The following is a 20,875-nucleotide window of genomic DNA, read 5'->3' as shown; positions in this document are numbered from 1 at the left end:
CGGCAACACAGCGGTTGCGTTACTGGCGAGCCCCCTCCACCCCTCGGCTAAAGAAGCCGAGCGGTCCCCCTCCCCGTGCCGGGGAGGATCTTAGGAAAGCTAATATGACCACTCCCGCCTCCACCAATTTCGTCAATATCGGCGAACGCACCAACGTCACTGGCTCTGCGGCGTTCAAGAAGCTGATCATGGCGGGCGATTATCCGCGCGCCGTCGAGGTCGCGCGCCAGCAGGTCGAGAACGGTGCGCAGGTGCTCGACGTCAACATGGACGAGGGGTTGCTCGACGCCCACCACGCCATGACGACCTTCCTGAAGCTAATCGCCGCCGAGCCCGATATCGCGCGCATTCCCTTCATGATCGATTCGTCGAAATGGTCGGTGATCGAGGCGGGGCTGAAATGTGTTTCCGGCAAGCCGATCGTCAATTCGATCAGTATGAAGGAAGGCGAGGCCCAGTTCCTGGAGCAGGCGCGCAAGGTAATGGCCTATGGCGCTGCCGTCGTCGTCATGGCGTTCGACGAGGTCGGGCAGGCCGACACGAAGGAACGCAAGGTCGAGATTTGTGAGCGTGCCTATAAGCTGCTGACCGGCATCGGCTTCCCGCCCGAGGACATCATCTTCGATCCCAATATCTTTGCGGTCGCAACGGGCATCGACGAGCATCGCCGCTATGCGATCGACTTCATTGAGGCCTGCCGCGAGATCAAGGCGCGTTGCCCGCACGTCCATATCTCGGGCGGGCTGTCGAACCTGTCGTTCAGCTTCCGGGGCAACGAGCCGGTCCGCCGGGCGATGCACTCGGTGTTCCTTTACCACGCCATCCCCGCCGGGCTCGACATGGCGATCGTCAATGCCGGCCAGCTCGATATCTATGACGACATCAACCCCGCACTGCGTGAAGCATGCGAGGATGTCATCTGGGATCGGCGGGATGACGCTACCGACAACCTCATCACGCTCGCCGAAAGCTTTCGCGGCACTGATGCGGTGGCGGAAAAAGCGGCCGAGGAATGGCGCGGCTGGCCGGTCAACAAGCGGCTGGAGCATGCCTTGGTCAAGGGCATCGATCTCTATGTCGTCGAGGATACCGAGGAAGCGCGGCAGGGGTTCGCCCGCCCGATCGAAGTGATCGAGGGGCCGTTGATGGACGGGATGAACGTCGTCGGCGACCTGTTCGGCTCGGGCAAGATGTTCCTGCCGCAGGTGGTAAAGAGCGCCCGCGTGATGAAAAAGGCCGTCGCGCATCTGCTGCCCTTCATCGAGGCGGCGAAGGAGCCCGGCGCGCGCGGCAAAGGCAAGATCATCATGGCGACCGTGAAGGGCGATGTGCATGATATCGGCAAGAACATCGTCGGCGTGGTGCTCCAGTGCAACGGCTTCGACGTGGTCGACATGGGCGTGATGGTGCCCTGGTCCGATATCCTGAAAGCGGCGAACGAGAACGACGCCGACATGATCGGCCTGTCGGGGCTGATCACCCCGTCGCTCGACGAAATGGTGACGGTCGCCGAGGAGATGAAGCGGGCGGGCATGACGATGCCGCTGCTGATCGGTGGCGCGACCACCTCAAAGGTTCACACTGCGCTTCGCATCGCGCCCGCCTATGACGGGCCGGTCATCCATGTGCTCGATGCCAGCCGTGCGGTGGGCGTTGCGTCGACGCTCGTCAGCGACACGATCCGCGACGAGTTCGTCGAAAAGACCGCAGCCGAGTACGAAGCCGTCCGCTTCGCCCGCGCCAACAAGGGGCAAAGCGAGCTCGTGTCGCTGCAGACCGCGCGCGACAATGCGTTCGAAGCAGACATGGCGCTGAAACCACCGCACCCCAAAAAGCCCGGCGTGCATGTATTCCGCGACTGGGATCTGGCGCAGCTCCGCGACCTGATCGACTGGACGCCCTTTTTCCGGGCCTGGGAACTCGCCGGCAACTACCCGGCGATCCTGACCGATGAGGTCGTCGGCGAAAGCGCGACCAGTCTGTTCGCCGATGCCAATGCGATGCTCGACAAGATCATTGCCGAGAAGTGGCTGGTCGCGCGCGGTGTCGCTGGGCTGTGGCCGTGCCGCCGCGAGGGCGACGATGTGATCTTGCACCTCGATAATGAGGATCACGTCCGGCTGCCGTTTCTGCGCCAGCAAATCTCCAAGCGGGAGGGGCGCGCGAACATGTGCCTCGCCGATTTCGTCAGCCATGATGGTGACTGGATCGGCGGCTTTGCGGTCAGCATTCACGGCATCGAGCCGCATCTCGCGCGCTTCAAGGCAGCGATCGATGACTATTCGGACATCCTGCTAAAGGCATTGGCCGATCGGTTGGCAGAGGCCTTTGCGGAAGCGTTGCACCAGCATGTCCGGATGAACCTTTGGGGCTATGCGCCCGACGAACAGCTGACCAACGAAGCGCTGATCCGCGAGCAATATCGCGGGATTCGCCCTGCGCCCGGCTATCCGGCCTGTCCGGATCACAGCCTGAAGCCGACCCTGTTCAAGCTGCTCGACGCGCATCACGCGACTGGCGTGTCGCTGACCGAAAGCTTCGCGATGCTGCCGACGGCGGCGGTCAGCGGCTTCTATTTCGGGCACCCGCAGGCGGAGTATTTCGGTGTCGCCCGGGTGGGTCGCGATCAGCTGGAGGATTACGCGGCGCGGCGGGGGGTGGAGTTGGCGATAGCGGAGCGGTGGCTGCGGCCGAACCTCGATTGATCGGTTAACCCTCAATTACCCTTCACGGCAGCGACGAAGAGCGGCATTCCTATCGCCTGTCGTGGAGTGTCGCCAATGCGTTTTGCCCTGCCGTTAATCGCTTTGGCGCTGGCCGCGCCAGCCGCCGCGCAGCAATCCAGCACACCGTTTGTGGTGCAGGAGACGGGGCAGGGGTTCGCACAGCTTGACGATGCGTTGATGTCGATTCGTGGGCAGGATGCGACGATCCTGATCGCGCCGGGCACCTATCGCCAATGTGCGATTCAGCAGGCGGGGCGGATCACCTTCAAGGCGGTGCAGCCGGGCAGCGTGATTTTCGATGGCGTCGCGTGCGAGGGCAAGGCGGTATTGGTGCTCCGCGGTGAAGGGTCGGTGGTCGACGGCATCGTGTTTCGCAACATCCGCGTGCCCGATGGCAATGGCGCTGGCATCCGTATCGAACTGGGTGACCTGACGGTGCGCAATTCGATGTTCCTCGACAGCCAGGAAGGCATCCTTGGTGCCCAGGAGGCACCGCGAGCGATCGGCATCGACCGATCGACCTTTGCCGGGCTTGGCCAGTGCGACGAGACGCCCGATTGTGCGCACAGCATCTATCTGGCGACGACGGGCGTGGTGACGATCACCCGGTCACGCTTCGAGCGCGGGCGGGGCGGGCATTACGTCAAGCTACGCGTACCGCGCGTGTCGATTACCGATAACAGCTTCGACGATAGCCGGGGTACCAAGACCAATTACATGATCGAACTGCCGGAAGGTGGCACTGGGCTGATCGCGGGCAATACCTTTGTCCAAGGCCCGCAAAAGGAGAACTGGACCGGCTTCATCGTGATCGCGGCCGAGGCACGGAAGTATCGCTCCGCCGGGCTACGCGTGGAAGGCAACACTGCGAGCCTCGCCCCAGGACAAACCAAGAGCCCCGCGTTCGTTGCCGATATCAGCCATGAGCAGCTTGCCCTGGGCGCGAATACGCTGGGAGCAGGCGTGCGGGCTTTCGAGCGGCGTTGATGCCTTTGACGGGATTACTCTTTGTTCATTGAGCCTCACCCCCGTTCGGGCTGAGCGAAGTCGAAGCCCACGCGTTGCGCTTGCCCCCTTCAACTGCCTGCCAAGGCAGGCGCTCAGGACAGGCTTCGACTTCGCTCAGGGCGAACGGAGTAAGGATTGGCCTAAGTTGATGTTATCCCGCTCTACCGGCAGCTATCCCCAACACCCGCATCCAAATCGAGGCAGCGGCCGTCCACCTCCGGAGTGCCGAGTTTCAGCCCGATCGTCGCCGCCAGCGTCGGCGCGATATCGACCGTTTCCACCGCCAGTGGCTGTTCGAAGCTGGTCATGCCCTTGCGCCAGAACAGGATGGGCACCCGGCGGTCATAATCCCATAACGAGCCGTGCGTAGCGACATAGCCGCCGAGCGGGTTCGCGATCGGGGTGATCCGGGGTTTGAGCGCAACGACGATGTCGCCTGACCGTGCCGGGTGGAAGCTCGCCTTGGCGCGCTGCACCAGTGACCATGTCTCCGCGGGGCCGGTGGCGGGGGCAGCGGTGATGATCTCTGCCCGGCTGAACGCGGCGGCAACCTGTGGGTGCGCGCGGTACAGTTTCAGCGCCTCGGCCTGCACGGCATCGAATGTAGCCTTGGGCAGCTTGGGATCGATCCAGACATCGCCGACCGGATCGCCGTAGAGTAGCTGTCCGGTCAGCTTGAGCTTGGCCGCCACGGCATCGCCGATCGCCTTGGGGTTCAGTGCCGGGTCGATCCGCGCCGCACCGGGCACGGCGTTTTCGGCATTGCGCTCGGGCAGGTCATGCCCGCCGTGATCTGCGGTCAGTACGACCTCATAATCGATCGCCATCGAATCGAGCACCGCGAAAAATGTGCCCATCGTTTCGTCGAGCCTGGTCAGCTGCAGGCACATCTCGCTGCCTTCGGTGCCATAGCTATGGCCGACATAATCGGTCGCCGACGCGCCGATCGCAATCAGGTCGGTCGCCGCACCACCGCCCAGCTTCATGTCACGGATCAGCCCTGCGGCCATCGCGAACAGGGCTTCATCCGATTCGGGCGAGGCGCGGAAGGCACGAGTGTCGCCTGCTTTGCGATCGAACCGGCCAGTGCCCACGCTCTTGCCGCCACCGATGCCGACGGCGCGATTGCGCGTTTCGCAGAAGGGCGAAAGATCGAGCGGCGGTTGCGCCTCAGCGATCCTTGCATTGATCGCATCGTTGGTCTGCTGGACGACCGCAGGGGTGGGGCGATTGGCATAGCTGGCGAATTTCTTGCCATCCCACCACCAGAGTTCATCGACCTGGTGCCCGCCCATCATCACGGCCGCGCGATCCTTGCCCGCGACTGACACCACCCGCGTCGCGGGGTTCGCTGCCTTCATCCGCTCACCCAGCGTCGGCACCAGCAGATGCTTGTCGGACACGGTATAGGCGGCAGAGGTGCTGCCGGGCACGCTTTCATCCTCGGCGCAGTACACACTCTTGTCGGCGCGCCCGGTCTTCAGATCGACCCAGTTATTGGCGATGATGCCCGCCCGGCCGGCGCGCACGCCGGTCAGGATCGTGGCGTGGCCAGGGCAGGTTTCCGTGGCGGCATGGCTTTGATAGCCCGACGGAAACACCGCGCCTTTCAGCAGCCGCTTGAACCCGCCGGCAAAGTGGCTGCGATATTCGGCGAACAGATCGGCCGAGAACTGATCGACCGCGATCGCGATGATCAGCTTGGGTGGTGTCTTTGGGGCAGGCAGCGTTGCCGATGCGGTGGGTGCGCTGGTGGGTGCCGTGCTGTCCTGCGCTGCGGCATTGGCTGTAACCAAAGCGAGCGCGCCAGCGAATACAGTGGCAACTCTTTTCATCACGTCTCTCCCCGATCGGGTGCATTGCATCCGGCTTTTCGGCTATGCGCCGGGACCGGGCCTGAAAACAAGGATTGCCGAATGCGCGCGTTGGGTTTCTTTATCGTGACATTGCTGCTGTGGCTCGCAGGAGCGGGCACGGCGATGGCGCAAGCACCCGACCCCTATTCGAAGGGCCCGCACCTCGCGACGCGCCTGATCGCTGAAAGCACGAACCCCTCGGCGGGCAGCACCGTTACGCTGGCGGTGGATGTCACGCCGCAGCCCGGCTGGCACGGCTATTGGCAGAACCCTGGCGATGCGGGCTTTCCGGCCAAGTTCGACTGGACGTTGCCCGCTGGCGTCCGCGCGGGAACGCCGCTGTATCCGGTGCCGACGACGCTGATCATCGCCGGGCTGATGAACTATGTGTTCGAGCAGCATTACACGTTGCTGGTGACGCTGCAGATTCCTGCGGGGCTCGCCCCCGGAACGGCCCTGCCGATCAGGGTGCGCAGCAATTACCTGGTCTGCACCGAAGAGATTTGCGTGCCCGAAGCAGCAGATCTGGCAGTCGATCTGGTGGTCGGCGACGGCACAATCACCCCAGCGGCCCGAGCGCAGTTCGATGAATTTCGCAAGGCGATCCCGAAATCGATCGGCATGGATGCACAGTACCAGATCGTCGGCAAGACGGTGCGGATCGGGGTGCCCTATCCGGCCGATGGGCCACTCGACAGAGCCTATTTCTTCCCGGTGTCGGCCGGCGTGATCGATTATGCAGCCCCGCAAAAGGTGATGCGCGACGGTGATCGGTTGGTGATCGAAACCGCCAATACTAAGCCCGGCAGCGAGCCCATCAACGGTGTGTTGCGGATCGGCGAGGCGCGCGGGCTGTTGGTCAGCGCGACGGCGGGGACGGTCGCGGCGGCGGCTGGCGGCGCGACGACGGTCGATCCCGCATCGTCGGGCGTGCTGGTGGCGACTCTGATCGCGCTTGGCGGCGCGATGCTCGGTGGGCTGATCCTCAACATCATGCCCTGCGTCTTTCCGATCCTTAGCTTGAAGGCGCTCAGCCTGGCCAAGGGTTCGGTCGATGAGGGCGCTGCCCGGCGTGAGGCGCTGGCCTATACCGCTGGCGTACTCGCCGTGATCATGGGGCTAGGCGCGACGATCCTGGCGTTGCGTGCGGGCGGCGCGGCGGTCGGCTGGGCATTCCAGCTGCAGAACCCGGCGACGATCGTCGTGTTGCTGTTGCTCGTCGTCGCGCTGACGCTGAACCTCGCCGGGCTGTTCGAAATCCCGACGCCGAGCTTCGTTAATTCCTCCAGCGGTGCGGGCGGCGCATTCGCCACTGGCGCGCTCGCCGCGATCATCGCGACGCCGTGCACCGGCCCGTTCATGGGCGCAGCGCTCGGCGCGGCGCTGGTGCTGCCCGCGCCTGCTGCAATGGCGGTGTTTGCCGGGCTCGGGATCGGGCTGGCGCTGCCGTTTCTGGCGATTGGGTTCATTCCGGCACTGCGCAAGGCACTGCCGCGCCCCGGGGCATGGATGGAAACCTTCCGCCAGGTCCTCGCCGTCCCAATGGGGCTGACGGCAATCTGGCTCGCCTGGGTGCTGGGCGGCGAGGCGGGCAATGACGGGATCGCGCTCGGGCTAATCGGCGCGCTGGGCGTGGCGATCGTGCTGTTCGTGGTCGGCAAGCGCCAGCATGCGGGGCTGTCAGCGCATTGGCTCAGCCTTGTGGCGCTTATCGGCGTAACGGCGGGAACGGGCTATGTCGTGCGCGCCGTGCCCAAAGGCGCAGCCGCCACCGCCGCGCTGGTTGCCGAAAACAAGCTGGCCTTTTCGGAAGAGAAACTCGCCGAGGCGCGTGCCAAGGGGCAGCCGGTGTTCGCCTATTTCACTGCCGATTGGTGCCTGACGTGTAAGGTAAATGAACGTCTCGCGATCGACACCGATCAGGTAAAGGCCGCGTTTGCGAAGCATGACGTGGCGGTGATGGTGGGCGACTGGACCGATGGCGACGCAAAGCTTGGTCGCTTCATCGAACAGCATAACCGCGCGGGCGTGCCGCTGTACCTTTACTACAAGCCCGGCGCGAGCGAGCCGGAAATCCTGCCGCAGGTGCTCACCCCTAGTATGCTGAGCGCGTTGGCCGAAGGGTGAAGATATTTTTCGATGGCGGGTGCAGGCCCAATCCGGGCGCGATGGAAATCGCGGCGGTGGCGCAGGGGCGGGCCTATGTCCGGCAGGATATCGGGCAGGGCAGCAGCTTCGATGCCGAGTGGCTGGCGCTGATCTACGCGGTGGAAGTGGCCGGGCTGCTAGGTGTGAAGGACGTTGCACTGCTCGGCGATTCAGCGACGGTGGTCGGGCAGGCGAGCGGCAGGGTGAAGTGCCGGGGCGATGCGATTGCCCATCATGCGCGGTTTATGGCGAGCATCCCGGCCGGAACGTCAGTCCGAGTCCGATTGATCAAGCGTACGCAGAACCTTGCGGGGATCGCGCTGGCCCGGTTGCATGATCGGTGAGTGCGCTGCCCGTCCTCTACAGTTTTCGGCGCTGTCCCTATGCAATGCGCGCGCGGATGGCCTTGCTGGTGAGCGGCGTAGCGGTCGAGCTGCGCGAGGTGGCACTGAGCAGCAAGCCCGCCGAGATGATCGCCGCATCGCCCAAGGCGGCCGTGCCGGTGCTGGTCCTGCCGACAGGTGGGGTGATCGACGAAAGCATCGACATTATGCGGTGGGCACTGGCGCAGAACGACCCTGAGAATTGGCTGGTGGGGGATGATGCGGCGCTGATCGCCACCAATGACGGCGCGTTCAAGCATCACCTCGATCGCTACAAATATCCCGATCGCCACGACACCGATACAATCGAGCATCGCGATGCCGGGATTGCGATCCTGCTTGATCTGGAGGCGCGATTAGTAACGCACGCGAACCTGTGCGGCGACGCACGGACGCTGGCGGACATCGCGATCATGCCATTCGTGCGTCAATTCGCGGCGGTGGACCCGGCTTGGTTTGCCGCGCAACCTTTGCCGCGCCTGCAGACGTGGCTCACCAGCCACACAATATCGGCGTTGTTCGATCAGGCGATGCTGCGCACAAAGCCTTGGGTGCCGGGCGATGTGCCGGTCATCCTGCGTGCCCCAGGCTGATCGCCACTGCCTCCGCCACCTTGATGCCGTCGACTGCCGCCGACAGGATGCCGCCCGCATAGCCAGCGCCTTCACCCGCCGGGAACAGGCCCCTGGTGTTGAGGCTCTGGAAATCATCGCCCCGGGTAAATCGCACTGGGGATGACGTCCGCGTCTCGACTCCCGTCAGCACGACATCGGGGTGATCGTAACCGGGGATTTGCCGCCCAAACACGGGGATCGCCTCGCGCATCGCGGTGATGGCGAAATCGGGTAAGCATTCGGCCAGATCGGTCATGTGTACGCCGGGGCGGTAGGAAGGGGTTACCGAGGCGAGTTTCTCGGATGGCTTGCCCGCCAGGAAATCGCCGAGCAACTGCGCGGGCGCCTTGTAGCTTGATCCGCCAGCAACATAGGCGCGCGATTCCCAGTGGCGCTGGAAATCTAGCCCCGCGAGCGGATCGCCAGGGTAGTCGCGCTCAGGATCGATCGCGACGACGAAACCCGAATTGGCGTTGCGTTCGTTGCGCGAATACTGGCTCATGCCGTTCGTCGCGACGCGGCCTTCTTCGGACGTCGCGGCGACCACCGTGCCGCCCGGGCACATACAAAAGCTGTAGACGGTCCGCCCATTCGAACAGTGGTGCGAGATGTGATATTCTGCGGCGCCGAGCACCGGATGCCCGGCGTGAATGCCGAAACGCGACTTGTCGATCCAGCTTTGCGGGTGCTCGATCCGTACCCCGATCGAAAAGGGTTTTGCCTCCACGAACACGCCCGCCGCATGCAGCATCGCGAAGGTATCCCGCGCGCTGTGCCCGATCGCGAGCACCACGCGCTCGGCGGCCAGATAGCTGCCGTCTTGCAGGTGCAGCCCGCGCACATGACGCTCGCCAGTTGAATCGGTCGCGATGTCGATGCCGTCGACCCGGGTGCCGAAGCGATATTCGCCGCCCAGACCCTCGATCGTCTCGCGAATGCTCTCCACCATCGTCACCAGCCGGAAAGTGCCGATATGCGGGTGGGCTTCGGTCAGGATTTCGGCCGGAGCGCCGGCCTTCACAAACTCGGTCAGTACCTTGCGGTCGAGGTGGCGGGTGTCCTTGATGCGGCTGTAAAGCTTGCCGTCCGAAAATGTGCCCGCGCCGCCCTCACCGAATTGCGCATTCGACTCAGGGTTCAGCACGCCGCGTCGCCAAAGCCCCCAGGTATCCTTGGTGCGTTCGCGCACCACCTTGCCGCGATCGAGGATGATCGGGCGATAGCCCATCTGCGCCAGGATCAGTGCGGCGAACAAGCCGCACGGGCCCGTGCCGATCACGATCGGGCGCGGGGCACCGGCAGGCGCGGTCGAAACCATGTGGTAGCGCGTATCGGGGGTCCGCTGGACGCGCTTGTCCTTGCGGCAGCGGGCGAGCACGGTATTCTCGCCCTTCACATTCACGTCGATCGAATAGACGAGCTGGATATCGGCTTTGTTCCGCGCATCATGCGCGCGGCGCGCGATAACGTATTTGATCAGCTCGCGTGGGGTGATCCTAAGCCGCTTGCAGATCGCGGCGGGGATGGCCTCATCGGGGTGGTGGAGCGGTAGGGAAACTTCGGTCAGGCGGAGCATGGCCCCGCCTGTACCGGTTCAAGTGTCTTGACGCTATCGGTTGAACGACGTGTTGATTTTAAACCGCCGCCACCGCTTCCGGCACAGCCGCCCGCCGCCCGACCACCGCCTCGAAGCGCTCATGATATTTCGGGTTCTCGGTGCCCATCACTCGGTCCCAGAAGGTGAAGTACAGCCCGAAATTATAGCGACCCTCGGTATGGTGTAAATCGTGATGTGTCGTCGTGGTGAGCCAGCCGGTCCAGGGCGACCGGGTGAACCCGCTCCAAGCGAGCTCATAGCCCGAATGGCCGATCACGTTGCGCGCGATCTGGTGGCCCAGAAAGATGAAGATCGCCCAGGGCTGCATCGGCACGATATTGGCGACGATGAGAAACATGATCGGCACATAGATGCTCTCGAACACCGCCTCGATCGGCGCGAAGCTATAGGCTGCCCAGCTGGTCGGCGTGCGGCTGACATGGTGGGTGGCATGCGCGCGGCGGAACAGTGCCTTCAGGTGCAACGCGCGGTGCATCCAGTAGAACCAGGCATCGTGCATGATCACCATGACGATCACCTGGACGATCATGATGCTCAGCACTGGCGTGCCTCTCGCGACCGGCAGCCAGCCGGCATGAAACATCGCAAAGGACAGCAGGTTGACAAGGGAGAAGACGAGAATCGTTTCGAAAGACCGGCGAAACTCACGCCAGCGATCGGCGAGCGTGGCCCTGTTGCGCTGGATGCGGCGGTGCTCGATCCATCGGCTCAACAAGGCATAGACGATTGTCGCCCCGGCCGCCGCGATCAGATAACGGGTAAACTCGATCTGCACGGCCCAGCGAATGTCATTGACGATGACTAGCAGAAACTCGGTCGACAGGAACTGATCCACGGGTGCCTCCTCGGATAACGATCGGTTCGCTATGGTGCGCAGCCGTGTCGTTGGTCGCTGCGAACTCGAAAATCTGCAATCGATTTCGGAATCGATCAGCTTTTTTCAGTAAACATCGTTCGTCGGAAATCGCTGGGCGGTTGCCCCTCTGCGTCCCGGAACGCCCGGTTGAACGGGGCAAGGCTGCCATAACCAAGGTCCATCGCGATCGTCAGGATGGGCAGATCGACGCGTGCCGGATCAGCGAGCACGCGCTTTGCCTCGGCAATCCGGTGGTGGTTAAGGAAGGCGGAGAAGTTGCGATAGCCGAGCCGCTGGTTGATCAGCGCGCGCAGCCGGTGTTCGGGCGTGCCGAGCCGATCGGCGAGCACCCCGATGCTCATGCCCGATTCGCGGTAGATGCCTTGGGCCATCGCCGCGTCGAGCTTTTGCTTCAGCACGCTTTCTGACGGCGTCAGTGCAGGGGCGGGCGGATGATCGTCCGCAGCCTGAGGTTCGAACAGAATATCGGCATCGCTTTGCAACAGCGCGGCGCCCATCGCCGTCGTTGCAACGAGAATGGCGAAAGCCTGAGGCAGAGTAACGACAACGCCGGTATGGCGGAACCCGAAGATCATCTCGATCACCAGCACCATCAGGGCCAGCGTGCCCACGACAATGACGAAGCCAACGCGGAGCCGCCGCCGTTTCTCGATCAGGTCATCACCGCGCTCGCTGACCGCGATCACGATCGCATGTGCCGCCATTGCCAGTGATGTGCCGCGCTGCACGATACCGAGCCCAAGGCCAAGCGTATTGTCCACCGGACCGGCAATACCGAAACCGATCCAGCACCCGATCAGCGTGACCAGACCCGCGATCACCGCCAGCCGGTTGAGCGGGCGTTCGAAAAGCAGATGCGCAAACACCCACAGCATCATCGGCGTTGCCTGCGCGGCGAGCTGGATCAGCGCCCATACCGGCCCCCGCTCTGGCAGCCGTACCGGTGTCGCGAGGATCAGATAGGCGCAGATGCACGCCAGCAGCGCGACAGTCGCGGCCCGGATCGGGCGTGGCGCATGGCCGCGGCCAATGACGACGGCAATCAGCAACAGCTGCCCGATCGTCAGCAGGCGCATCGCGCTGTCGAGGAGGAGCAGGCGGGTCATGATCGGGCTTATGCAATCCGATCCGCCCAGCGTCCATCGCCGCTTTGGCACTAGCTTGGCACCCGGATCACGTGGCCGTGCGTTGAAGCACCGATGGAAGCCGCCTGCGCGTTGCGGGCTGGCGATGTGGAGTGCTGAAATGGATCGTTCGTTGTTGGTGGTTATCGGTTTGTGCGTGATGCTGGGCGGCTGTGGGGACCAGAAGCCCGATTTCGATCCGAACAGCGTGCAACTGGCGCCCAACGGCAAATCGGTACCGCCAAGCAAGGCTACTCCAGCGCCGAGCGCGGCTGCGATGGCCATGCTCCCCTTCGAAGGAAGCTGGGGCCGCACCCCTGCCGATTGCGATCTGAGCAATGATGACCGGCGCGGCACGCTGAAGATCGAAAAGGGGCGGGTCGATTACTATGCCGCGGGTGGGCCGATCGAACGGATCGTTGCGAAAACGCCGACCAGCATCACGCTTGATCTGCGATTGACGGGTTTCGGGCAGGCATCGATGGTGCGCACCACCTATACGCTGGAAGTCGCGGGCACCCGTTTGCTGCGCACTGATGTGTCGCCACCTGCTCGGGTGCAATATACGCGCTGCTGACGCTGCATTTACCGAAACGGCGGCTTCAAAGCGTGTACGAATTCGCCTAAGGGCGTCGCATGACCCAATTCGACCTTGCCCCGCAATTCGACCTAACCGACGATCAGCGCGAGATTCAGGATCTGGCGCGCAAATTCACCGCCGATCGCATCACGCCCTTTGCCGGCGAATGGGACGAAAAACATATCTTCCCGCGCGACACGATCAAGGAAGCGGCCGAGCTCGGCTTTGCGGCGATCTATGTCAGCGAGGAATCGGGCGGCATCAATCTGGGGCGGCTGGAAGCGGCGCTGATTATGGAGGCGATGGCCTATGGCTGCCCATCGACCAGCGCGTTCATCAGCATCCATAATATGGCCGCGTGGATGATCGACCGGTTCGGATCGGCCGAGGTTAAGGCCAAGTATCTGCCCGATCTGGTGTCGATGGAAACGATCGCCAGCTATTGCCTGACCGAGCCCGGCAGCGGCTCCGACGCAGCCGCGCTGAGGACCCGCGCGGTGCGGGATGGTGATCATTATGTCGTCACCGGCACAAAGCAGTTCATCTCGGGCGCTGGCGAGAACGACGTCTACGTCACGATGGTCCGCACCGGCGAGGACGGGCCGAAGGGCATTTCCTGCCTTGTCATCGAAAAGGACATGCCCGGCGTGTCGTTCGGCGCGAATGAGCGCAAGCTCGGCTGGCATTCGCAGCCGACGCGACAAGTGATCCTGGAGGAAGTCCGCGTGCCCGTCGCCAACCGCGTGGGCGGTGAAGGGGAGGGGTTCCGCATCGCGATGATGGGGCTCGACGGCGGGCGGCTGAACATCGGTGCCTGCTCGCTTGGCGGGGCGCAGCGCTGCCTTGACGAGGCGATTGGCTATACCCGCGATCGCAAGCAGTTCGGCACCGCGATCAGCGATTTTCAGAACACCCAGTTCATGCTCGCCGACATGGCGACCGATCTGGAGGCGGCACGTGCGCTGCTCTACATGGCCGCCGCGAAGGTAACGGCGAATGCCCCCGACAAGACCAAGTTCGCGGCGATGGCGAAGCGGCTCGCGACCGATACGGGCTCAGCAGTGGTCGATCGCGCGTTGCAGCTGCATGGCGGCTATGGCTATCTGATGGACTATCCGATCGAACGCTTCTGGCGCGATTTGCGCGTGCATTCGATCCTGGAGGGCACCAATCAGGTGATGCGGATGATCGTGGGGCGGGAACTGACCCGGCAATAGGCAATTTGGGTTCCCGCGAAGGCGGGAGCCCGGTCTGGACCCCCACCTTCGCGGGGGTACAAGGAGGCACATGAGCACTGACGTCCTCACCCAGCGCGAAGGCAACATCGCCCGCATCCGCTTGAACCGGCCCGGCGCGATCCATGCGCTTAACACCGCGATGTGTGCGGCGATGCTAGAGTCGCTTGAGGCGTGGCGGGTCGATATCGGCGTCGAGGCGGTGCTTATCGATCACGCCGAAGGCCGAGGCTTTTGCGCGGGCGGCGATATCCGCATGCTCGCGGAAAGCGGCGCGAAGGACGGGGTGGAAGCGCGTGCGTTCTTCCACACCGAATACCGGATGAACCACAAGCTGTTCACCTATGTGAAGCCGGTGGTGGTGTTTATGGACGGGATCACGATGGGTGGCGGCGTGGGCATATCGCTGCCCTGCCGCTACCGCATCGCCACCGAGAATACCCGGCTGGCGATGCCCGAGACCGGCATCGGGCTGTTTCCCGATGTTGGCGGTGGCTGGTATCTCTCACGGCTGCCGGGGCGGATGGGGCAGTTTCTGGCGCTCACCGGGCACCGGCTCGACGGGGCGGAGTGTTTCGCGCTTGGATTGGCAACACATTATTTGCCGAGCGCGTCGCTCGACGAGGCGAAGGCGCGGATTATTGCCGATCCCCGATCGATCGATGCTATTCTCGGGGATCTCGCTGTGACCCCGCCCGACGCAAAGATCATCGCGCATCAGGGGGAGATCGATCGCCTGTTCGCGTCGGATGTTCTCGAAGACGTGTTCGCGGCGCTTGAAGCCGATCGGGGCGATTGGGCTCAAGCGCAGTTGAAGCTGCTGCGCACCAAATCCCCGCAGACGATGAAGGTCTCGCTCCGCCTGCTCCACGAAGGCGCGCTGATGCATGATTTCGCCGATGAAATGCGGCAGGAATATGCGGTCGGCTGCCGTGTGGTGCAGCGCCATGATTTTCTCGAAGGCGTGCGTGCGGTGATCATCGACAAGGATAATGCGCCGCGCTGGAATCCCGATACGCCGGAAGGGGTGACCGACCACGTTATCGACCAGATTTTTGCGCCGCTGCCTGAAGATGAGGCGTGGATGCCCCACTAACCAACATCCCGCGTCACCCCGGCCCTGAGCCGGGGTCCCGCTGCCTTGGGCGGCAGGAAGAAGCGGGACCCCGGGTCAAGCCCGGGGTGACGAAAGAGAGAAAGACATGACCACCTACGAAACACTCCTTGTCGAACTGCGCGGCGCCGTTACGCTCATCACGCTCAACCGCCCACAGGCGTTGAACGCCCTCAACAGCCAGGTGTTGGCCGAGCTGATCGCCGCGCTGGAGGCGTTCGATGTCGATCCGTCGCAGGGGTGCGCGGTCCTGACTGGATCCGAAAAAGCCTTTGCTGCGGGTGCGGACATCAAGGAAATGCAGGCAATGGGGTTTGCCGAGATGTTCGGCACCAATCATTTCGCTGGCTATGACCGCGTCACCGCCACGCGCAAGCCGATCATCGCTGCCGTTGCGGGCTATGCGCTCGGCGGCGGGTGCGAGGTCGCGATGATGTGCGACTTCATCCTGGCCGCCGATACCGCCAAGTTCGGCCAGCCGGAGATCAAGCTAGCCGTCTCTCCGGGCATGGGCGGTTCGCAGCGGCTTGCCCGCGCGGTTGGCAAGGCCAAGGCGATGGAGATGTGCCTGACTGGCCGGATGATGGATGCCGCAGAGGCCGAGCGCGCCGGGCTGGTGAGCCGGGTCGTCCCTGCTGCCGAGCTGATCGACGAAGCTATGAAAACCGCCACGACGATTGCGGCAATGGCCCCGCTTGCCGTCAAGGCGAACAAGGAAATGGTCAACACTGCGTTCGAGACCGGGCTGACGCAGGGCATCCTTTTCGAACGCCGGCTGTTTCATGGACTGTTCGGGACGGAAGACCAAAAGGAAGGCATGGCAGCCTTTGTTGAAAAGCGCGCCGGTGTCTGGACGGGGAAGTAGCATGACGAGCATTGCATTTATCGGCCTGGGCAATATGGGCGGCGGCATGGCCGCGAACCTGGCGAAGGCCGGCCATGATGTTCGCGCGTTCGATCTGTCACCCGATGCGCTTGATCGCGCCAAGGCGGCGGGTTGCCTGCCCGTGGCAAGCGCTGCCGCAGCCGTCGATGGCGCCGAAGTGGTCGTGACGATGCTGCCCGCTGGCAGTCATGTCGAAATGGTCTGCACTGATGAGGTGTTTCCGGCCGCCGCGCCCAACACGCTGTTGATCGATTGTTCGACGATCGATGTCGCGACCGCCAAACGCGTAGCAGAGGCTGCGCATGCCAAGGGTCTGGTCGCGGTCGATGCGCCGGTTTCGGGCGGGATCGCGGCGGCCAATGCAGGCAGTCTGACCTTCATGGTCGGCGGCAGCGAGATCGGGTTCGAACGCGCTGAGGTGATCCTGTCAGCCATGGGCAAGGCGGTGATCCATGCAGGTGGCAACGGCGCGGGGCAGGCCGCCAAGATCTGCAACAACATGCTGCTCGGCGCATCGATGATTGCCACATGCGAGGCATTTCTACTCGCCGAAAAACTGGGACTGAGCGCCCAGAAATTCTTCGATATTTCCAGCGTGTCGTCGGGCCAGAACTGGTCGATGACGAGCTATTGCCCGGTACCGGGTGTCGGCCCGCAAACCCCGGCCGATCATGACTATCAAGGCGGCTTTGCCGTCGCGCTGATGCTGAAGGACCTGAAGCTGGCCCGCCAGGCCGCGCAGGGCGCCGACGCGTCAACCCCAATGGGCGAGCGCGCTGCTGAACTTTATCAGCGCTTCGCCGATCAGGGCCAGGGCGGCCTGGATTTTTCCGGCATCATCCGGATGCTGGCGGCGCAGGATAAGCGCTAAGCCAGACGTTGCGCCCGCCTGCAGCTATTTGATTTGTCGCGCAGAGCCAATGCCGCCCATGATGCCGATATCTTCGGCCTTAGGCACGCTTTCGGTCAGGATCATGCAAGGATCGCGAAAACGTGATCTCGCGCAGATTTCCCATTTATCGCCTTCATGAATCCCGATGCTGCCGATATTCCACTGCAACGATACAATCGGCGTTTCCTGATTGATGGCATAACTCTGACCATCATAGTCGACGAGCTTGTAAAAAACTATTTCACCTTTCAACACGCCGGATTTTTTGACTTTTTCCGCCGATGCAGCCGTTGCGGTAAACGCAAACGCGGCCATGCTGGCAATGGCTGCCAATTTCCTTATCCGAACCCCCATTTTGCCCCCCATTTGGTATATTACCAATTGATGATGCTATGTCCGAAGCGGGGGACGTGCAAGATATCAAGTTTGGCATTACGAACGCAGCAAAATGCGCAGTAGCGCTTCGATTTCGGGGGGGAAGCACGGTATGGCGACGATTGGAGCAACACAGGCCGAGACGGGAGCAGAGGCACCCGCGCCGAGCCGCAAGGACATCCAGCTCGTCATCACCGCATCGTCGCTCGGTACGATCTTCGAATGGTATGATTTCTTCATCTACGGCACGCTCGCCGCCAGCGGCATCATTGGCCGCACCTTCTTTCCCGCAGGCAACGAAACCGTCCAGACGCTGCTGGCCTGGGCTGGCTTCGCGGTCGGGTTCGGTTTTCGCCCGCTTGGTGCGGTGCTGTTCGGCTTTTTGGGGGATCGGCTGGGGCGGAAATATACCTTCCTGGTGACCATCACGCTGATGGGGGTCGCAACTGCCGGGGTCGGGCTGGTGCCGTCGACCGAGGCGATCGGGCTGGCAGCGCCCGCGATCATCATCTTCCTGCGGATTCTGCAGGGACTGGCACTCGGCGGCGAATATGGCGGTGCGGCGATCTATGTTGCGGAACACGCCCCGGCTGGCCGCAGCGGCTATTATACCAGCTTCATTCAGGCCAGCGTCGCGGGTGGATTCATTCTGTCGATCGCCGTGGTGCTTGCCGCCAAGGCAGCGGTGACGGCCGAAGCCTGGGAGGCCTGGGCCTGGCGGTTGCCATTCCTGTTTTCGCTGTTGCTGCTCGCGGTGTCGCTGTGGATGCGCCTGAAACTCTCCGAAAGCCCGGTCTTCAAGCAGATGAAAGCCGCGGGCGAGACCGCAGCCAATCCATTTATTGAAAGCTTCACCTATCCCGGCAATCTGCGTCGGCTGTTCGTCGCGTTGTTCGGCATCGCAGCCGGCCTGACGGTCATCTGGTACACGGCGATGTTTACCGTATTATCGTTTCTGCAGACGACGATGCGCGTGGAGGAAACAACTGCGCAGCTTATTGTTGGGGCAGGGGCGGCCGCCGGGCTGTTCTGGTTCATCCTGTTCGGCTGGCTGTCTGATCGGATCGGGCGGAAGTTGCCGATCGTGATTGGTTATGCGCTGACGTTGGTGATGCTGTTCCCGATCTTCTGGGTGATGGGCAGTGCCGCCAACCCCGGTCTTGCCGAAGCGGCGCGCCGTGCGCCGGTTGTCGTGTCAGGTCCGCAGTGCCGGTACAGCCCATTCGATAAGGAACAGGCCGATGAATGCGCTCGTGTGCTCGATCATCTGTCAAAAAAGGGCGTCGAATATACCACGGTCGTCGCGCCGGTAACGGTGGTGACGGTGGGCGGCGTCACGGTCGCCAATGATCGTCCTGAAACGATCGATGCAGCGCTGATCGCCAACGGGTATAATCTGGGCAAGGTGGTTCCCACACCGGGCAATATCGCGATCATTCTCGCCGCGATCATCCTGCTGAGTGCGCTATCGGGCGTTACCTACGGCCCGGTAGCGGCGCTGCTGGCGGAAATGTTTCCGCCGCGGATCCGGTACAGTTCCATGTCGATCCCCTATCATATCGGCACGGGCTATTTTGGCGGATTTTTGCCGTTTATCAGCCAGTATATCGTTGCCCGATCGGGCAATCCCTATGGCGGCCTGTGGTACACCTTGGCGGTGGTTGCGATGGCGCTGATCGTAACGCTGGTCTGGTTGCGGGATGAGAAGGTCGATCTCGCCAAATCGACGGCCAGCTGACCTGATCAACAGGGCTGGCACTGGAGCCCCGCCACTAGTAACGCCGCATGGCATGACTGTAGCCCCGCTCCGTTTGCGCCTTGATGGCACTGCCCTGACCGATAACTGGCGAATGCTTGCTGCGATGAGCGGCCGTGCCGCGTGCGGCGCGGCGGTGAAGGCCGATGGCTATGGGCTGGGCGCAGGGGCCGTGGCCAGCAGGCTTGCTGCCGCGGGGTGCCGCGATTTCTTTGTTGCAACCTGGGCAGAGGCAGAGGCGCTGGCCCCGCTCGGTCTGCCCGTGTCGGTGCTCCACGGATTGCGTGCCGAGGATATGGCCGTGGCGCAGGCAGGGATCGGTCGGCCCGTCCTCAACACGCTGGTGCAGGTTGCGCGCTGGCGGGCAATGGGCGGCGGGCGATGTGACGTGATGATCGATACCGGGATGAACCGGCTTGGCCTGTCTGCAGAGGAGGCGCTGTCCGGCGCGCTTGACGGGATCGAGATCGACACGGTGATGAGCCATTTGGCCTGCGCCGATGAGGATGTGCCGATGAATGCGGCACAGCTCGAGGCTTTTGGAGTGTTGACGGGGCGAGTTGCTGCGCGTCGTTTCAGCCTCGCAAACTCGGCGGGCATTGCGTTGGGTGCCGATTATGCGTTCGATCTCACGCGACCTGGTCTGGCGCTATACGGCGGCGTGCCGCGTCCCGAACTGGCTGATTTGCGTCAGGTCGTGACGCCCGAAGCGCAGGTGTTGCAGCGCCGTCGCGTGCGCGCGGGGGCGACGATTGGGTATAACGCTACATACACGGCACAGGTGGATACCGAGGTAGCGATCATCAATATTGGCTATGCCGATGGCTATTTTCGGGGTTTTTCGGGCGTGGGGTGTGCGCGGTTCGACAAGGTCGCGCTACCCGTACTCGGCCGAGTCTCGATGGATCTTGTTGCGATTGCCGTAAATGATGCGCCGTTTCTGGCGGAAGGGGACTGGGTCTCACTCGATTATGCACTGCCGATCGCAGCAACGGTTTCGGGAATGTCGCAATATGAGCTGCTGACCGGGCTTGGTGCTCGGCTTGATCGATTGTGGTCACCGAACGCCGGATAGACGCAGCACGGGCCAACAACGATTGGCCCGTATTCCCAGTTTCATAGTGAACCTGTTGTTGCAGCACTCCTGCGGCATCGTAAGTCTTACGCTTCTTTGCGGGGCAGCGCTGCGGTCCGACCCGCCGATCGCTGTCGGCTGAGAGCTGCCGATCAGGCACAAAAAAAGGGCCGCTCCCGAAGGAGCGGCCCCAATTTTACGGTAGCTACCGGATCACAGCGTGACGCGGAAACCAGCATAGAGGAAGCGACCAGCGTTCGGGAAGATCGCGTCGCCTGCACCGTTGCCGAGCAGACCGAACGGCGGAAGCTTGCCGAACAGGTTGTCAACGCCAAGGTACAGTTCGAACTTCGTATCAACCTTCTGCGACAAGCGAACGTTGTGATACGTTACTTCTGAGAAGTTCTTGTTCGCGTTCGGGAAAATGTCAGCATTTGTTGGGTTCCGGCCCTGGAAGCTATTCTGTGCTTCAAACGCCGCGTTCGACTGCTGCCCGATATACTGCAGCTGATAACGCAACCCAAACCCACCGGCTGACTCATAGTTTGCGGTGAAGCGGCCTTCGATCTTGGGATCACCAAGATTGTTCAATTGCTGCGTTGCAAACG

The 20,875-nt window shown here is 62.8% G+C and carries 17 protein-coding genes and 1 pseudogene; 12 read left to right on the top strand and 6 right to left on the bottom strand.

Annotation, left to right across the window (positions count from 1 at the left end):
- Positions 1-104 precede the first annotated feature (104 nt).
- On the top strand, positions 105-2,705 hold the full coding sequence (metH, locus tag B7Y49_RS04120; RefSeq protein WP_374126305.1) for a methionine synthase: 2,601 nt from the start codon (positions 105-107) through the stop codon (positions 2,703-2,705).
- Between the two features lie 75 nt (positions 2,706-2,780).
- Positions 2,781-3,713, top strand: a complete 933-nt coding sequence (locus tag B7Y49_RS04115; RefSeq protein WP_374126304.1) for a right-handed parallel beta-helix repeat-containing protein — start codon at positions 2,781-2,783, stop codon at positions 3,711-3,713.
- Between the two features lie 182 nt (positions 3,714-3,895).
- Here B7Y49_RS04115 and B7Y49_RS04110 read toward each other — a convergent pair whose 3' ends face one another.
- Entirely contained in the window at positions 3,896-5,569 is a 1,674-nt protein-coding gene (locus B7Y49_RS04110; RefSeq protein WP_374126303.1) for an alkaline phosphatase family protein, read from the bottom strand.
- 81 nt (positions 5,570-5,650) lie between these two features.
- Between B7Y49_RS04110 and B7Y49_RS04105 the strand changes: the two genes are divergently transcribed.
- The 3 genes from B7Y49_RS04105 to B7Y49_RS04095 are packed head-to-tail and all read left to right on the top strand — an operon-like array spanning position 5,651 to position 8,714.
- Positions 5,651-7,717 carry a protein-disulfide reductase DsbD gene (locus B7Y49_RS04105; protein WP_374126302.1) on the top strand — a complete coding sequence of 689 codons (2,067 nt, stop codon included), beginning with the start codon at positions 5,651-5,653 and terminating at the stop codon, positions 7,715-7,717.
- Complete coding sequence (locus B7Y49_RS04100; protein ID WP_374126301.1) at positions 7,714-8,082, top strand: reverse transcriptase-like protein; 369 nt, start codon at positions 7,714-7,716, stop codon at positions 8,080-8,082. The genes B7Y49_RS04105 and B7Y49_RS04100 overlap by 4 nt, the downstream gene beginning before the upstream one ends.
- The gene (locus B7Y49_RS04095; RefSeq protein WP_374126300.1) at positions 8,079-8,714 is read left to right on the top strand and encodes a glutathione S-transferase; all 636 of its coding nucleotides are present in this window, start codon (positions 8,079-8,081) and stop codon (positions 8,712-8,714) included. The genes B7Y49_RS04100 and B7Y49_RS04095 overlap by 4 nt, the downstream gene beginning before the upstream one ends.
- On the opposite strand, the gene B7Y49_RS04090 is transcribed toward B7Y49_RS04095, so the two are convergent.
- From B7Y49_RS04090 to B7Y49_RS04080, 3 genes are all read right to left on the bottom strand, one after another.
- Positions 8,692-10,311 (bottom strand): NAD(P)/FAD-dependent oxidoreductase, encoded by a 1,620-nt coding sequence (locus tag B7Y49_RS04090; protein ID WP_374126299.1) that lies wholly within the window; start codon positions 10,309-10,311, stop codon positions 8,692-8,694. The two genes, B7Y49_RS04095 and B7Y49_RS04090, sit on opposite strands and share 23 nt — an antisense overlap.
- A 58-nt stretch (positions 10,312-10,369) precedes the next feature.
- Positions 10,370-11,188 (bottom strand): sterol desaturase family protein, encoded by an 819-nt coding sequence (locus tag B7Y49_RS04085; protein ID WP_374126298.1) that lies wholly within the window; start codon positions 11,186-11,188, stop codon positions 10,370-10,372.
- A gap of 95 nt (positions 11,189-11,283) precedes the next feature.
- On the bottom strand, positions 11,284-12,336 hold the full coding sequence (locus B7Y49_RS04080; protein ID WP_374126297.1) for a helix-turn-helix domain-containing protein: 1,053 nt from the start codon (positions 12,334-12,336) through the stop codon (positions 11,284-11,286).
- A 139-nt stretch (positions 12,337-12,475) separates the two neighbouring features.
- Here B7Y49_RS04080 and B7Y49_RS04075 point away from each other — a divergent pair, with 139 nt between their 5' ends.
- The 5 genes from B7Y49_RS04075 to mmsB all read left to right on the top strand — a co-directional run bounded on the left by B7Y49_RS04075 (position 12,476) and on the right by mmsB (position 17,040).
- The gene (locus tag B7Y49_RS04075; RefSeq protein WP_374126296.1) at positions 12,476-12,931 is read left to right on the top strand and encodes a hypothetical protein; all 456 of its coding nucleotides are present in this window, start codon (positions 12,476-12,478) and stop codon (positions 12,929-12,931) included.
- Positions 12,932-12,990: 59 nt separating this feature from the next.
- Positions 12,991-14,151 carry an acyl-CoA dehydrogenase family protein gene (locus tag B7Y49_RS04070; RefSeq protein WP_374126295.1) on the top strand — a complete coding sequence of 387 codons (1,161 nt, stop codon included), beginning with the start codon at positions 12,991-12,993 and terminating at the stop codon, positions 14,149-14,151.
- Between the two features lie 70 nt (positions 14,152-14,221).
- On the top strand, positions 14,222-15,265 hold the full coding sequence (locus B7Y49_RS04065; RefSeq protein WP_374126294.1) for an enoyl-CoA hydratase/isomerase family protein: 1,044 nt from the start codon (positions 14,222-14,224) through the stop codon (positions 15,263-15,265).
- 106 nt (positions 15,266-15,371) lie between these two features.
- Positions 15,372-16,148, top strand: a complete 777-nt coding sequence (locus tag B7Y49_RS04060) for an enoyl-CoA hydratase (protein ID WP_374126293.1) — start codon at positions 15,372-15,374, stop codon at positions 16,146-16,148.
- Positions 16,066-17,040, top strand: coding sequence for a 3-hydroxyisobutyrate dehydrogenase (gene mmsB, locus B7Y49_RS04055; protein ID WP_374126292.1), 975 nt, complete (start codon positions 16,066-16,068; stop codon positions 17,038-17,040). Before B7Y49_RS04060 ends, mmsB begins: the two co-directional genes overlap by 83 nt.
- A 24-nt stretch (positions 17,041-17,064) precedes the next feature.
- On the opposite strand, the gene B7Y49_RS04050 is transcribed toward mmsB, so the two are convergent.
- Positions 17,065-17,394, bottom strand: coding sequence for a hypothetical protein (locus B7Y49_RS04050; protein ID WP_374126291.1), 330 nt, complete (start codon positions 17,392-17,394; stop codon positions 17,065-17,067).
- Between the two features lie 154 nt (positions 17,395-17,548).
- Here B7Y49_RS04050 and B7Y49_RS04045 point away from each other — a divergent pair, with 154 nt between their 5' ends.
- On the top strand, positions 17,549-19,174 hold the full coding sequence (locus B7Y49_RS04045) for an MFS transporter (RefSeq protein WP_374126290.1): 1,626 nt from the start codon (positions 17,549-17,551) through the stop codon (positions 19,172-19,174).
- A 52-nt stretch (positions 19,175-19,226) separates the two neighbouring features.
- Entirely contained in the window at positions 19,227-20,267 is a 1,041-nt protein-coding gene (locus B7Y49_RS04040; protein WP_374126289.1) for an alanine racemase, read from the top strand.
- 213 nt (positions 20,268-20,480) lie between these two features.
- Here B7Y49_RS04040 and B7Y49_RS04035 read toward each other — a convergent pair.
- A pseudogene (locus B7Y49_RS04035) lies at positions 20,481-20,875 on the bottom strand (TonB-dependent receptor); the annotation flags it as partial.

It is taken from the genome of Sphingomonas sp. 28-62-11 (assembly GCF_002278865.1).
Taxonomy (GTDB): domain Bacteria; phylum Pseudomonadota; class Alphaproteobacteria; order Sphingomonadales; family Sphingomonadaceae; genus Sphingomonas.
This window is presented reverse-complemented; position numbering and strand designations above follow the sequence as displayed.

What these genes read in the sequence shown, in the direction of transcription:
- metH (WP_374126305.1), top strand. Translation starts at nt 105, where the DNA reads ATGACCACTCCCGCCTCCACCAATTTCGTCAATATCGGCGAACGCACC.
- B7Y49_RS04105 (WP_374126302.1), top strand. Translation starts at nt 5,651, where the DNA reads ATGCGCGCGTTGGGTTTCTTTATCGTGACATTGCTGCTGTGGCTCGCA.
- B7Y49_RS04070 (WP_374126295.1), top strand. Translation starts at nt 12,991, where the DNA reads ATGACCCAATTCGACCTTGCCCCGCAATTCGACCTAACCGACGATCAG.
- B7Y49_RS04065 (WP_374126294.1), top strand. Translation starts at nt 14,222, where the DNA reads ATGAGCACTGACGTCCTCACCCAGCGCGAAGGCAACATCGCCCGCATC.
- B7Y49_RS04060 (WP_374126293.1), top strand. Translation starts at nt 15,372, where the DNA reads ATGACCACCTACGAAACACTCCTTGTCGAACTGCGCGGCGCCGTTACG.
- B7Y49_RS04115 (WP_374126304.1), top strand. Translation starts at nt 2,781, where the DNA reads ATGCGTTTTGCCCTGCCGTTAATCGCTTTGGCGCTGGCCGCGCCAGCC.
- B7Y49_RS04040 (WP_374126289.1), top strand. Translation starts at nt 19,227, where the DNA reads ATGACTGTAGCCCCGCTCCGTTTGCGCCTTGATGGCACTGCCCTGACC.
- mmsB (WP_374126292.1), top strand. Translation starts at nt 16,066, where the DNA reads ATGGACTGTTCGGGACGGAAGACCAAAAGGAAGGCATGGCAGCCTTTG.
- B7Y49_RS04090 (WP_374126299.1), bottom strand. Translation starts at nt 10,311, where the DNA reads ATGCTCCGCCTGACCGAAGTTTCCCTACCGCTCCACCACCCCGATGAG.
- B7Y49_RS04080 (WP_374126297.1), bottom strand. Translation starts at nt 12,336, where the DNA reads ATGACCCGCCTGCTCCTCCTCGACAGCGCGATGCGCCTGCTGACGATC.
- B7Y49_RS04045 (WP_374126290.1), top strand. Translation starts at nt 17,549, where the DNA reads ATGGCGACGATTGGAGCAACACAGGCCGAGACGGGAGCAGAGGCACCC.
- B7Y49_RS04110 (WP_374126303.1), bottom strand. Translation starts at nt 5,569, where the DNA reads ATGAAAAGAGTTGCCACTGTATTCGCTGGCGCGCTCGCTTTGGTTACA.
- B7Y49_RS04075 (WP_374126296.1), top strand. Translation starts at nt 12,476, where the DNA reads ATGGATCGTTCGTTGTTGGTGGTTATCGGTTTGTGCGTGATGCTGGGC.